This window comes from Paraburkholderia kururiensis (genome assembly GCF_034424375.1).
GTDB classification, from domain to species: domain Bacteria; phylum Pseudomonadota; class Gammaproteobacteria; order Burkholderiales; family Burkholderiaceae; genus Paraburkholderia; species Paraburkholderia kururiensis_A.
On record NZ_CP139965.1, the window covers coordinates 3,942,975 to 3,955,836 of the forward strand.

Genomic DNA, 12,862 nt, shown 5'->3' on the forward strand with positions numbered 1-12,862 from the left:
CCCCGAACGTCAATGCGGCAACCAGCGCAGCCACACCTGCGCGTTGCCACACAGTCCATATCTCCGGACGCGACCATGCCGCGATCCACGACCCGCGGCCCACACGAGCCTCGCTCAAACCATACGGATAACGCATGCCGACGCCGCTCATGTCCGCCCCCGCGATTCGTCGGCGCGAGCAGCGCCCGGTCGTTGCGAAGCTTGTGCCCGGCCGGGCGCGCCCTGCGCATCGTCCCATCGCACCGTGGCAGTGAATTGCACCGTCTCGCGCGGCTGCGCACCGGCGTGGGATGCAGGTCCCGCGTCTGCGCGTTTCAACTCGCTCACCGATACCGAACGCACGCCTTCCAGGTCACGTAGCTGCTCCAGCCATTCGGCGGACGCGGCATGATCGCGCGCCTCACAGGTCAGTACGATTTCACCGTCCCGTTGCACGAGCCGCTGTACCGTGACTTCCGCAGACGCTTCGCGGCTCAGTGCTGCAAGAAGGTTGAACAGATGCGCGAGCGATGCGCCCATTGCAACGGCGCGCTCGTCGTGTTCGCGCTGCGCGGCAATACGTCGAGCCAGACGATCGTGCTCGGCAAGCGGTCCTGCCATCGTCGCGAGCGAGCGTTCCATTTCGGCTCGCTGTGCGTCGACACGCATGCGCTCGAACACTTGCCAACCGCCCAGCGCGAGTACCCCCGCACCGCCCAATGCCGCTGCACAGGCCCAGTCAACGAGGCAACGCCGGCGTGCACGGCGCAACTGCGACTGCCGCCAGGGCAGCAGATTGAAGCCGCCCACCCAGGCCGCACTGCGCGCCGTAGCCAGTCGCGCGCGCGTGATTGCGTTCACGTTCATCGCGTCACTCCATCACGCCGCGCAGGGCAAGGCCAACCGCCACTGCACACGCCGGCTCGTGCAGCAGTTCGGGCGCGAGCGGCCGCGTGCCGTCGGCCAGTGCCGCGCACTCGAACGGCAACACCGGGCAACCCAGCACGTCGCCCACGTCCGCGAGTGAAAACCCCGCGCCTACGAGCAGTTGCAGGTCGCCGGACAGCAGCGCGCATCGCACCGCCGCGCCCTTCGAAAGCTCGCGCAGCGCATCGACGAAGTCCGGATATTCGAGCGCGGGATAGCGGATCTCGCAGGCCACCAGGCCATCGACCACGCGCCATCCATAGACGCCGTCGCCGCCAACCCACAGGGCCGCATAGGGTTCATACGGCTGCAGCTCGACCTTCGCGGCATGCCGCATGGCGCGCAATGCCGCGTGAGGTTCGCCGTCGAGCGTGTGCAGCGTAAAGCCCGCCGCAGCGGCACATTCGAGGCGCGACTCCAGATGGTGGCGCGATGCGGCAGCAATGGTCACGTAGTGCCCGCCCGGGCCGCCGTCCGCAACATGATGCAGCGACTCGTCGACGAACCAGTCCACCGCCAGCGCGTCGCGCTCGAGCCCGGCCACGCGCTCGGCCTCGGCCAGCACGGCTGGTTCGAACGCTGTCCACGCCGGTCCCGCGGGAAGAAAGCCTGTGTCCTGCTCGCCGCTTGCAGCGAGTTGCCCCATCGGCACGGAAGCCGAGAACGTGGCCGACGCAGGTATGGCCATCGCGCATCGCATGGCCTGGGCGGCACACCGGGCCGGCATCTGGGCAAACGCCGCGCGCAGCACCGTGCTCACTGCGGCGCGGTCCAGAATCTCGGCGCCCGCCACGGCGCCCGGGGCAAGCGGCCATGCGCCCAGCCATTCGATCCGCACCGGCCCCGTGGTGCGCAGACGCCGGCTCAACACCGCGCACCTCACGCCTTGCGCATTGAGATCGATGCCGGCGCCAAACCGGCAGACCGACAGTTGCCACGCATTCCTCAGCGACATTGCGCCTCCTCCTCGCCTGCACGTCGCCGCGAACCATTCGCATGCGATCGTTGGAGGAGATTGTGCGAACTGCGGGCATGGCACGACATTCGGCCGGATGGCTAACGCAGCGTGCAACGCCTATCCGGGCACGCTCAGGGACGCTAGAGTTGCATCGTCGTCCCACGCCGAGCCGAGCCGACGTAAGCGCGCCGAAAGGCGCCATACCCGGCGGCTATAATCGCGGGACTGTTTTTCTGGTGTTCCCATGCAATCCCCATCCCCTACGCCCGACAACGCCGCCCCGCCGCCCGCACCGAAAGCACGCAAGCGCCCTCTATGGGCAAGGTTGCTGCTCGGCTTCGTCGGGCTCGTCGCGGCCGGCATTGTGGGCGTGGCGCTCGTGATCGGCTACGGGCTCGTTGTGGCGGCACCCAACCTGCCCTCGCTCGATGCGCTCACCGACTACAGGCCGAAGGTGCCGCTGCGAATCTACACCGCGGACCATGTGCTGATCGGCGAATTCGGAGAAGAGCGGCGCGACATCGTGCGGATTCAGGATGTGCCGGATCACCTGAAAAAAGCGATCCTCGCCATCGAAGACGCGCGCTTCTACGAGCATGGCGGGGTGGACCTCACCGGCATCGCGCGGGCGGGCATCGTCGCGCTCACGAACGGTCACGCCACGCAGGGCGCAAGCACGATCACCATGCAGGTGGCGCGCAATTTCTTCCTCTCCAGCGAGAAGACCTATACGCGCAAGATCTACGAAATGATGCTGGCGTACAAGATCGAAACGAAGCTGACCAAGGACCAGATTCTCGAGGTCTACATGAACCAGATCTACCTGGGTCAGCGCGCTTACGGTTTCGCGAGTGCGGCACACGTCTATTTCGGCAAGGACATGAAGGACCTCACGCTCGCCGAAGCGGCCATGCTGGCAGGGCTGCCGAAAGCGCCATCCGCCTACAACCCGGTGGTGAATCCCAAGCGGGCGAAGGTGCGCCAGGAATACATCCTGCAGCGCATGCTCGAACTCCACTACATCACGCGGCAGCAGTACGACGACGCCGTGAAGCAACCGCTCGTGGTGAAGGGCGCGGCACGCGAATTCAGTGTGCACGCGGAATACGTCGCGGAAATGGTGCGGCAGATGATGTATGCCCAGTACCACGAAGAAGCCTATACGCGCGGCCTGAACGTCGTAACGACGATCGACTCCGCGGCACAGGACGCCGCATATCGCGCCGTCCGCAAAGGATTGATGGACTACGAGCGCCGCCACGGCTATCGCGGCCCCGAGGCGTTCGTCGATCTGCCTCAGGACGCCGGCGAACGCGAACAGGAAATCGACGACGCGCTGCTCGAACATCCCGATAATGGCGAGATCATTGCGGCGGTGGTCACGTCGGCAAGCCCGAAGCAGGTGCAGGCAACGTTCATCGACGGCAACACGGCTACCATCGAAGGCGACGGTCTGCGCTTCGCGCAGTACGCACTGGGGCCACGTGCGCAGCCCAACTCGCGCATTCGGCCGGGCGCCATCATTCGGCTCGTGCGCGACGACGATGGCAAATGGTCGATCACGCAATTGCCCCAGGTGGAAGGCGCGCTCGTTTCCGTCGTGCCGCAGGATGGCGCGATTCGTGCGCTCGTGGGCGGCTTCGATTTCAACAAGAACAAGTTCAACCACGTGACGCAGGCGTGGCGCCAGCCGGGCTCCAGCTTCAAGCCCTTCATCTATTCGGCGTCGCTGGAAAAAGGACTGGGACCGGCCACCATCATCAACGACGCGCCGCTCTTCTTTCCCGCCACGACGCCAGGCGGCGAAGCGTGGGAGCCCAAGAACTACGGCGGCGGCTTCGACGGCCCCATGACGATGCGCACGGCGCTGCAGAAGTCGAAGAACCTCGTGTCGATCCGCATCCTCAACTACATCGGCACGAGGTACGCGCAGCAGTACATCACGCGCTTCGGCTTCGACGCGGAGCGCCATCCCGCCTATCTGCCCATGGCGCTGGGCGCGGGTCTCGTCACGCCGCTCCAGATGGCGAGTGGCGTCTCGGTGTTCGCCAACGGCGGCTATCGCATCAATCCGTATCTGATCGCCGAGGTCACGGACCAGCGCGGCATGGTGGTCGCGCACGCACAACCGCTTATCGCGGAGCAGAACGCGCCGCGCGCAATCGACGCACGCAACGCGTACGTCATGAACAGCCTCCTGCAGAGCGTGGCGCAGCACGGTACCGGCGCGCGATCGAACGTGCTGGGCCGCACGGACCTCGCCGGCAAGACGGGCACGACGAACGAATCGCGCGACGCCTGGTTCGTCGGCTACCAGCACACGCTCACAGCCGTGGCATGGATCGGCTACGACAATCCGCGCAGCCTCGGTGACCGCGAAACCGGCGGCGGCCTCGCGCTACCCGTCTGGATCGATTACATGAGCCGCATGCTGAAGGGCGTTCCGCCCTACAAGATGCCGATGCCGGACGGCGTGGTGACGCTCGGCGACGAACTGTACTTCGACGGATTCACGCCGGGACACGGCTTCGTCTCCACGGTCGGCGTGAGCCAGGAGACGCTCGATGCGCAAGCCAGCGCCGCGGCGGGCGCCGAGCCGCAACCCGCGCCTGAACGCGTCGACGAGAAAGAGAAGCAGGACATCATGAATCTTTTCAAAGGGCACTGAACGCGCGAAGGCTCGCGCGTTCAGCGTAAAACCGCGACGTAGAACTTACGCCGTAAAAGTCACCGGCTCGCCGGCCTGCTGCGTGGCGTACCCGGAGAGCGCCTCGAAAAATTCCGAGTCGTTGCGCGTGTCGCGCCACGCGCCGTCGACGTAGCGGAAATGGAAACCGCCGGCCTTCGCGGCGATCCAGATCTCCTGCATGGGCGGCTGAAGGTTGACGATGATCTTCGACCGGTTGGCGAATTCGAGCGTCAAAACGTTGCCGCTGCGCTCGAGTTCGATGTCGGCGTCGATCTCGTCGATCGCCCGCTCCACCGCGTCCAGCACGGCTTCGGCACGGGTCAGGTAGTCGCTGTCGGTCATGCTAAACTCCGCTGGTTAAATTCTCTGGGACAGTCATGCGAGTCGTTTTCAGGATGAGCGCGATTGTAGCGGCTCTGGCCATTCTCGCAGGCGGCGCGCTCGCCGGTTGCGGCCAACGCGGCGCGCTCTATCTGCCCACGGTACCGCCCCTGCCGGCGAAACCGAACGAACGAACCGAACCGCCCGGCGAAGACGTCAAGCCGGGCGACGAGACTGCGTCTTCGGCGGCGTCGGGGAAATCGGCGGGCGAAGTGCCGGACACCTCGGGTACCGCCCTGACGCTCTCGCCTGACACCGAACTCAATACCGCTCCCGCCGCGCCCTCGCGTGCCGCATCGGATGCGGCGCAAACCCAATAAGACTTCACATGGTTCAACCCGCGTTCACACGCGTCGACGGCGTGCTGCATGTCGAAGGCGTTTCCGCCGTTTCGCTGGCCGCGCAGTTCGGCACGCCGCTTTACGTCTACTCACGCGCCGCGCTCACTGCGGCCTGGCACGCCTACGCGGACGCATGCGCGGGTCGCCGCGCGTCGATTCACTACGCCGTGAAGGCGAACAGCAACCTCGCCGTGCTCAACCTCTTTGCGCGCATGGGAGCGGGATTCGACATCGTGTCGGGCGGTGAACTCGCGCGCGTGCTCGCTGCCGGCGGCAAGGCGGAGAACAGCGTATTTTCGGGCGTGGGCAAGAGCGCGGCCGAAATGCGCGAAGCGCTCGCGGCCGGCGTGAAGTGCTTCAACGTGGAGTCCATACCGGAACTCGATCGGCTCAACGCCGTTGCCGGCGAACTCGGCAAGAAGGCGCCCGTTTCGCTGCGCGTGAATCCGGACGTCGATGCGAAGACGCATCCGTATATCTCCACGGGCCTGAAGTCGAACAAGTTCGGGGTCGCATTCGACGACGCCCGCGCCACCTATCGCGCGGCCGCGGCAATGCCGAATCTCGTGGTGGTGGGCATCGACTGCCATATCGGTTCGCAGATCACTGAAGTCGAACCGTACCTGGACGCGGTGGACAAGCTGCTGGAACTCGTCGAGCAGATCGAGGCCGATGGCATCGCGATTCGCCACATCGACGTGGGCGGCGGCCTCGGCATCCGCTACGACGACGAAACGCCGCCCGACATCGGCGCGTTCGTGCGCATGGTGCTCGACCGCATCGAAGCGCGTGGCCACGGCCATCGCGAGGTGTACTTCGAGCCGGGCCGCTCGCTCGTGGGCAACGCGGGCGTGCTGCTCACGCGCGTCGAATTCCTTAAGCCGGGCGCCGAAAAGAATTTCGCGATCGTGGACGCAGCGATGAACGATCTGGCCCGCCCGGCGATGTACGAGGCCTTTCACGCGATCGAACCGGTCATCGAGCGACATGCGCCGGCCCAGGTCTACGACGTCGTGGGCCCTGTGTGTGAAAGCGGCGACTGGCTCGGTCGCGAGCGGTCGCTTGCGATCGAACCCGGCGATCTGCTCGCCATTCGGTCCGCCGGCGCCTATGGTTTCGTGATGAGTTCGAACTACAACACGCGCGGCCGCGCCGCCGAGGTGATGGTGGACGGCGAGCAAGCGCATGTCGTGCGCGAGCGCGAAAGCGTGAAGCAGCTGTTCGCGGGCGAAAGCGTCCTGCCCGCTTAATGCCCTGCCTGGACCGGGTTCCAAGTCTGGGCCCGAGGTCTGGGCCCAACGGCTGCCCCAACATCCACTCCGCGGCAGACCGAGCCAATTCGGAGGCAACGCCCTCCCGCCTGCTAACTCAGCCCGCGCCTCCCGTCGCCCGAAAACGCTCGCGCAGCCACACCGCGAGCCGCCATCCAAGCAGCACCACCACAATCGCGCCGTAGATCTTCGGCAACACCAGGTCGTGCTTGCCCGCCTTCAACCACCAGAAGTGAAGAATCGCGAGCGCGCCGATCGCATAGATGGCGCGATGCAGCGTCTGCCAGTGGCGGCCGAGCCGCCGCACCATCGCGCGCGGCGACGTTGCCGCCAGGGGAATCAGCAGCACGAACGCCGCAAAGCCCACCGTGATGAACGGCCGCTTGGCGATGTCCTTGAACATGTCGGCAACGTTGAACCACTTGTCGAGCCAGATGTAGGTCGTGAAATGCAACGTCGCGTAAAAGAACGCGAAGAGGCCCAGCATGCGGCGAAAACGCACGAGCGCGTTAAGGCCCGTGAGACGGCGCAGCGGCGTGACGGCCAGCGTGATGCAGAGGAACACGAGCGTCCATAGTCCTGTGGACCAGGTGATGAACTCGATCGGATTCGCGCCGAGCCCGCCCGTGAATCCCAGCAGCACGAGCCGCCCAAGCGGGTACAGCGCCGCGAGAAACACGGCAACCTTCGCTGGCGCGACCCAGCGCGCGCCAGCGGCAGCGCGGGGCCGGCCGCGCGAAGTGCCCACGGATGCAGCCGGTGGCCGCCCCTTTCCAGCCGTGCCCATCGTTTCAGATACGCGTTGCATTGCTTGCTCCACCGCCCCAGCCGCTCGTGCGGGCGCCTCAGAAGTTCTTTTTCAGATCCATGCCCTGATACATCGACGCGACTAGGTCCCCGTAGCCGTTGAACATCAGCGTTTTGCGCTTCGGCGTGAAGAAGCCGTCTTCGCCGATGCGCCGCTCCGTTGCCTGACTCCAGCGCGGGTGGTCCACGTTCGGATTCACGTTCGAGTAGAAGCCGTATTCGTTCGCGGCGTACGTGTTCCAGCTCGTCTTCGGCTGCTTCTCGACAAAGCGGATCTTCACGAGCGACTTCGCGCTTTTGAAGCCGTACTTCCACGGCACGATGATGCGGATGGGCGCGCCGTTCTGGTTCGGCAGCACCTGGCCATACAGCCCGACCGTGAGGAGCGTGAGCGGATTCATCGCCTCGTCCATGCGCAGGCCTTCGGAATAGGGCCAGTCCAGAATCGGCTGCGCGAGGCCCGGCATCTGGGAAGGGTCCGCCAGCGTGATGAACTGGACGTACTTCGCGTTCCCGGTGGGCTGAGCGCGACGAATCAGCTCCGATAACGGAAAGCCGATCCACGGCATCACCATCGACCACCCTTCCACGCAGCGGTGCCGGTACACGCGCTCTTCGAGCGGCGCCACCTTGAGCAGCTCGTCGATGTCGTAGACCTTCGCGTTCTTCACCTCGCCCTCCACGCTCACGCGCCACGGGCGTGGCCGCAACGTGCCGGCATTGGCGGCGGGGTCGCTCTTGTCGGTGCCGAATTCGTAGAAGTTGTTGTAGGTCGTGATGTCCTTGAAGGACGTGACCTTGTCCATCGCGACGAATTTAGGGTTCGTTTTCGCCACCAGCTTCTGCGCCTTCGGGTCCGGTGACGCATACTCCGCGAACGCCGATGCGCTGAGTCCAAACGGCCCCGCCAACGAGCCGATGGCCGCGGCGCTCGCCGCCTGCAGCACACGCCGGCGGTTTCGGTACACCGATTCGGGCGTGATCTCGCTTCCAGCAATGTCGTCGCCGTTCAGCAGAATCCTGCTCGCTCGCTTGATCCACATGACTTCACTCCTCGCGGCGCTCCGGGTGCGTCCCGTGCAACCGCATCATCCACGTTCGTCCGACCCACCCCGCGCGGGTCACGTTCTGGCAAACACCTGCCGGGCAAAAAGCTTCCACCAGAAACAAAAAACCGCCGGAGAAAACCATCCGGCGGTTGTTTGTCGTTCGAGAGCGGCGGATCTTACAGCTTGCCGTAGCTATGCAGCCCCGACAGGAACATGTTGACGCCCAGGAACGCGAACGTGGTGACGAGGAGGCCCGTCAGCGCCCACCAGGCCGCCACCGACCCGCGCAGTCCCTTCATGAGCCGCATGTGGAGCCACGCAGCGTAATTGAGCCAGACGATCAGCGCCCAGGTTTCCTTCGGGTCCCAGCTCCAGTAGCCGCCCCAGGCTTCGGCGGCCCACAGCGCGCCGAGAATCGTCGCGATGGTGAAGAACGCAAAACCCACGGCGATCGACTTGTACATAACGTCGTCGAGCACCTCGAGCTCCGGCAGGCGGTCCGCCAGCACGCCGCGCTCCTTCATCAGATACGCAACGCCCACCATGGCCGACAGCGCAAAGCTGCCGTAGCCGATGAAGTTGGCCGGCACGTGGATCTTCATCCACCAGCTTTGCAGCGCGGGCACGAGCGGCTGGATCTGCTGGGCGTCGCGCGCAATCGAGTACCACATCAGGAAGCCGACGGCCGCGCTGATCACGAGCAGCACGAACGCGCCCAGCGAGCGCGTGTTGTAGTGCTTCTCGTAGAAGAGGTAGAAGAGCGCGGTGATCAGGCTGAACAGCACGAACACTTCGTAGAGGTTCGAGATGGGAATGTGGCCAACGTCCGCGCCGATCAGGTACGACTCGTACCAGCGCACCATCAGGCCGACGAAGCCCATCAGCACCGCCGCCCACGTCAGTTTCGAACCGATCGCGCCGCCCACCGGCGAGCGCGAGAGCGTACCGATCCAGTAGAACAGGGTGGCGAGCACGAACAGCGCGCTCATCCAGAGGATCGCGGACTGGCTCGACAGGAAGTACTTGAGGAAAAAGGCGGTGTCCGCTCGCGCCAGATCGCCGTGATAGAACTGGATGCCGGCCAGCGACAGCGCCGCGATACCGGCCATGAGCAGCCGCGCCGGCTTCCAGCGCCAGCCCAGCACGATGAGCGCGGGCACGGTGCAGACCAGCACGAGCTTGTCGTAGTAGTTCATGTGCGCGTGGTAACGCGAGAGCGCGAAACCCGCGCCGGCCACGAGCGCAAGTGCGAACAGCCAGTCGAAAGCGCCGAGACGCCGCAGGAAGGAACGCTCGTCGCCGAGCGCGTTTATCTCCGGGGCGGCGGGCGGCGTAGCAGGCACGCGCGGCGCGCCGGGGCGGGATGAGGAAACCTGAGTCAAATCCATGTTCTTACCGGGTCGAATCTGCAGCGTTCTCTGACGGCACAGCAGGGGCTGTGCCACGAGCGTCGGAAGCGTCGGGAGTCAGCGGTTTGACGCCCAGCGCCTGGCCGACGGCATCGCGGGTGCGGGCAAACTCTTTTTCGAAATCGAAGGTCCTGCGCGCCGTCGACATGGCCATGACGACGTTCACGCCCGAGCCGCTATCTTTGAGCCAGAACCACAGCCGGCGTTCGCGCACGTAGAACATCGAGAAGATGCCGAGCACGAGAAGGAGGCTGCCAAGATACACGACTTTCTTGCCAGGCGCCCGCGTGAGCTGGAACACCGACGCCTGCACCTGCTTGAACGAATCGAGTTGCAGGTAGACGGGGGCTCCATACAGAAAGCTGTCGGACACCGCGTTGATCGAATCTTGCACAAAGCGCGTGGTCTGGGTATCGGGCTTTACATCAGGCTCGCCCGCCTGCTCGCGGGCGAGCTGCCACAAGTCCCAGGTCGAGCCTTCCAGCATGCGCAGCAGGAGGCCCGCAGCCTTCTCCTGCTCTCCCTTCGGCACCGACTTGTCGATGAACGCCGCAATGGCCTGGAAGCCGCCGACGGATTGCCCCGGCACAGCTTTGCCGGAGACGTCGTCGGCGCCTGCAAAGAGGGTCAGGACGCGCACCGCGCTTTCCTCGAGATGCTGCTGCAGCTCGCGATTGGCTTCCGGCACGGAGCGCGCCGCGAACCGGTGCGCCGCCTGGGCACGCAGCGCCGGATCTTCGAACGCGGCGCGCACGCGCATCCATTCGTTCACGGTGCCGCCGCTGTCGGCCGGGATGCGCAGATAGCGGAACGGGTCGTCCGGGTTCGTGCGCATGCCGGCGAGGAACATCCGGGCGCCGCCTACGTCGACGGGCACCATGTAATTGTTGTACTCGCGCGCCTGCCCGTCCTTGTCGCGCACCTTGTACTGCACGGAGGGGCCGACGTTGTGCAGGTCGAGCGGCTTCGACGTCTTCGCGCCCGAGCCAAGGCGCTCGTCGAACACTTCCTTGAGCGATCGATGCGCGACGCCGCGAACGTCCGTCGAGCCGCTGCCGTTCGAGATGTTCTCGACGTTGATGGCGCGGAAATCGGTGAATTCGACGGTCTGGCCATCCGCACCCGGCGTCGACGCGGGCAGCGGCGCGGAATTGCCGATCGTGCCGCCGAACGCGAACGACTTCGTGCTGTCGCCCGTCATCGGCCAGGCGGTCATCTGCATCTGCGAGCCGCCGTCCTGGAAGCTCGATTGATAGATCGACACGCCGTCGTATTCGAACGGCTTGTTCACCTCGACGCGCGCCGGAACGCGTTGGCCGGTCTTGTGATCGATTACGACGATGTCGCTCGCGAAGAGCTTCGGCATGCCGGTCGAGTAGTAATCGACGATGAACTTGTTGAGCTGGATGGAAAACGGCAGATCCTGGATCAGCGAACCGTTCGGCTGGTTGAGAATCGCCGTGGAAACGAACTGGCCTTCCGGCACCCACGCATAGCCGCGGAACGTCGGATTGGAAACGGAGAGCCGGTGCTCCGGCGCGATCTGGCTGATGACCGTGTTGCTGCGAATCGGCGTCTTGTCGAAGAGCCACATCTGCAGCTTGATAGGCAGGTTGCTGTCGAGCAGCCCGCCGATGCAGATCACGACGATGGCCACGTGAGCAAAGATGTAGCCGATGCGCGTGAGCGCGCCGCGTTTGGCCGCGATGAGCGTAGCGCCCTCGCTTTCCCGCGTCACGAACTTGTAGCCGAGCCGGCCGGTAAGCTTCGTGAGCAGCTGGGCCGTCTGCGCACGCGAGCCCTGCACCATGTACTCGCCCTTGTGATGAAACGCGCGCAGGCTGCCTTCGCGGACCTTGTCTTTCCAGCTCTTCATGTCGGCAATCATCTTCGGCGCGTTGCGGATCACGCACAGCGAAACCGACACGACCAGAAAGCCGAGGATCAGCATGAACCACCACGCGCTGTACACGCTGTAGAGGCCCAGCGAACGGAAGATGTCGGCCCAGAACGGGCCGAACTGATTCACGTAATTCGGATACGGGTCGTCCTGGGTGAGGACGGTGCCGATGATGCTCGCGATCGAAAGAACCACGAGCAGCGCGATGGCGAAGCGCATCGAGCTCAGCAATTCGATCGCATTGCGCCATGCCCGCTGACGCGTATTCAACTGCAAACCCGACGTGGTGACGCTCATTCAAACTCCGACTCAACAGCAAAAAAGGGTGAAGGGCTGTCGTGTCGTGACGACGCCCCCACCCTTTTCTTGTTTTCTTGCCCGCCCTGACTGGGCCGGCTGGTTCTCATCCGACGCGAACCGCGAGCCCTTCAGTGCAGCCCGGCGATATAGTCGGCGACCGCCTTGATCTCGCTATCGGACAGTCGCTGCGACACCGCATGCATCGGTTCGTTGTTATTGCGCGTGCCCTGCTGGAAAGCGGTGAGCTGCGCAACGATGTACTCGGACCACTGCCCTGAGAGCCGCGGGTACTGGGACGGGATACCCTGCCCCGTGGGGCCGTGACAGGCGGCACACGCCGGCACCCCCCGCTCGGCGTCACCGCCGCGATAAATCTTCTGGCCCAGCGCAACGGTGCTCGCATTATGCGCGTACCCGGGCTTTGGCGCTTGCGCCGCGAAATAGGCCGCGACGTTCTGCATGTCCTGATCGGACAGCGCGCCGACGATACCGGCCATGATCGGGTTGCTGCGCGCCGCCGGCTTGCCGTCGGCCGGCTTGAAGTCGTGGAGCTGCTTGACGAGATACTCGGGATGCTGGCCGGCGAGCTTCGGATACGCGCCGCCGGCGCTATTGCCGTCTGCCCCGTGACATGCGGCGCAGACCTGTGTTGCGATTGTCTGCCCGCGATTCAGATCGGGCTTTGCCTGATCCGCTGCCATTGCTTTTTGCACTGCCACTGCCGAAAGACCTGCCGCTACCGCAAATTCAAGCACCATCAAGGACTTGCACAGTCGATTCATTCGCACACCCTGTTTCGTCTTGTGGGATTAGGCTCTGCAAAATACGACGGCGACCGATCTACCGCGAAG

Annotated in this window: 11 protein-coding genes; 3 read left to right on the forward strand and 8 right to left on the reverse strand. The window is 64.8% G+C overall.

From position 1 onward, the window contains the following. Positions 1–147: 147 nt before the first annotated feature. Both U0042_RS17635 and pilM read right to left on the reverse strand, forming a co-directional pair. Positions 148–846 (reverse strand): fimbrial assembly protein, encoded by a 699-nt coding sequence (locus tag U0042_RS17635; protein WP_114814005.1) that lies wholly within the window; start codon positions 844–846, stop codon positions 148–150. A gap of 4 nt (positions 847–850) precedes the next feature. Then, positions 851–1,861: a type IV pilus biogenesis protein PilM gene (gene pilM / locus U0042_RS17640; RefSeq protein WP_114814004.1), complete on the reverse strand. Its 1,011-nt coding sequence runs from the start codon at positions 1,859–1,861 to the stop codon at positions 851–853. A 247-nt stretch (positions 1,862–2,108) separates the two neighbouring features. Here pilM and U0042_RS17645 point away from each other — a divergent pair, with 247 nt between their 5' ends. Next, positions 2,109–4,532, forward strand: coding sequence for a penicillin-binding protein 1A (locus tag U0042_RS17645; RefSeq protein WP_114814003.1), 2,424 nt, complete (start codon positions 2,109–2,111; stop codon positions 4,530–4,532). A 45-nt stretch (positions 4,533–4,577) separates the two neighbouring features. Here U0042_RS17645 and cyaY read toward each other — a convergent pair whose 3' ends face one another. Continuing rightward, positions 4,578–4,895 (reverse strand): iron donor protein CyaY, encoded by a 318-nt coding sequence (cyaY, locus tag U0042_RS17650; RefSeq protein WP_114814002.1) that lies wholly within the window; start codon positions 4,893–4,895, stop codon positions 4,578–4,580. A 35-nt stretch (positions 4,896–4,930) separates the two neighbouring features. Here cyaY and lptM point away from each other — a divergent pair, with 35 nt between their 5' ends. Then, positions 4,931–5,254, forward strand: a complete 324-nt coding sequence (gene lptM / locus U0042_RS17655; protein ID WP_114814001.1) for an LPS translocon maturation chaperone LptM — start codon at positions 4,931–4,933, stop codon at positions 5,252–5,254. Between the two features lie 8 nt (positions 5,255–5,262). Next, a complete protein-coding gene (gene lysA / locus U0042_RS17660; protein ID WP_114814000.1) occupies positions 5,263–6,525 on the forward strand; it encodes a diaminopimelate decarboxylase in 1,263 nt (420 codons plus the stop codon). Between the two features lie 118 nt (positions 6,526–6,643). On the opposite strand, the gene msrQ is transcribed toward lysA, so the two are convergent. The 5 genes from msrQ to U0042_RS17685 form a co-directional block, all read right to left on the reverse strand. After that, a complete protein-coding gene (msrQ, locus tag U0042_RS17665) occupies positions 6,644–7,333 on the reverse strand; it encodes a protein-methionine-sulfoxide reductase heme-binding subunit MsrQ (protein WP_232833522.1) in 690 nt (229 codons plus the stop codon). Between the two features lie 58 nt (positions 7,334–7,391). Beyond that, a complete protein-coding gene (msrP, locus tag U0042_RS17670; RefSeq protein ID WP_114813998.1) occupies positions 7,392–8,396 on the reverse strand; it encodes a protein-methionine-sulfoxide reductase catalytic subunit MsrP in 1,005 nt (334 codons plus the stop codon). A 182-nt stretch (positions 8,397–8,578) separates the two neighbouring features. After that, a complete protein-coding gene (ccsB, locus tag U0042_RS17675) occupies positions 8,579–9,790 on the reverse strand; it encodes a c-type cytochrome biogenesis protein CcsB (protein ID WP_114813997.1) in 1,212 nt (403 codons plus the stop codon). A 4-nt stretch (positions 9,791–9,794) separates the two neighbouring features. Further along, positions 9,795–12,008, reverse strand: a complete 2,214-nt coding sequence (locus tag U0042_RS17680; RefSeq protein ID WP_114813996.1) for a cytochrome c biogenesis protein ResB — start codon at positions 12,006–12,008, stop codon at positions 9,795–9,797. Positions 12,009–12,139: 131 nt separating this feature from the next. Further along, a complete protein-coding gene (locus U0042_RS17685; RefSeq protein WP_114813995.1) occupies positions 12,140–12,793 on the reverse strand; it encodes a c-type cytochrome in 654 nt (217 codons plus the stop codon). Positions 12,794–12,862 lie beyond the last annotated feature (69 nt).

Excerpts from the sequence above, each read along its gene's own strand:
- U0042_RS17635 (WP_114814005.1), bottom strand. The coding sequence starts at position 846 with ATGAACGTGAACGCAATCACGCGCGCGCGACTGGCTACGGCGCGCAGT.
- pilM (WP_114814004.1), bottom strand. The coding sequence starts at position 1,861 with ATGTCGCTGAGGAATGCGTGGCAACTGTCGGTCTGCCGGTTTGGCGCC.
- U0042_RS17645 (WP_114814003.1), top strand. The coding sequence starts at position 2,109 with ATGCAATCCCCATCCCCTACGCCCGACAACGCCGCCCCGCCGCCCGCA.
- cyaY (WP_114814002.1), bottom strand. The coding sequence starts at position 4,895 with ATGACCGACAGCGACTACCTGACCCGTGCCGAAGCCGTGCTGGACGCG.
- lptM (WP_114814001.1), top strand. The coding sequence starts at position 4,931 with ATGCGAGTCGTTTTCAGGATGAGCGCGATTGTAGCGGCTCTGGCCATT.
- lysA (WP_114814000.1), top strand. The coding sequence starts at position 5,263 with ATGGTTCAACCCGCGTTCACACGCGTCGACGGCGTGCTGCATGTCGAA.
- msrQ (WP_232833522.1), bottom strand. The coding sequence starts at position 7,333 with ATGGGCACGGCTGGAAAGGGGCGGCCACCGGCTGCATCCGTGGGCACT.
- msrP (WP_114813998.1), bottom strand. The coding sequence starts at position 8,396 with ATGTGGATCAAGCGAGCGAGCAGGATTCTGCTGAACGGCGACGACATT.
- ccsB (WP_114813997.1), bottom strand. The coding sequence starts at position 9,790 with ATGGATTTGACTCAGGTTTCCTCATCCCGCCCCGGCGCGCCGCGCGTG.
- U0042_RS17680 (WP_114813996.1), bottom strand. The coding sequence starts at position 12,008 with ATGAGCGTCACCACGTCGGGTTTGCAGTTGAATACGCGTCAGCGGGCA.
- U0042_RS17685 (WP_114813995.1), bottom strand. The coding sequence starts at position 12,793 with ATGAATCGACTGTGCAAGTCCTTGATGGTGCTTGAATTTGCGGTAGCG.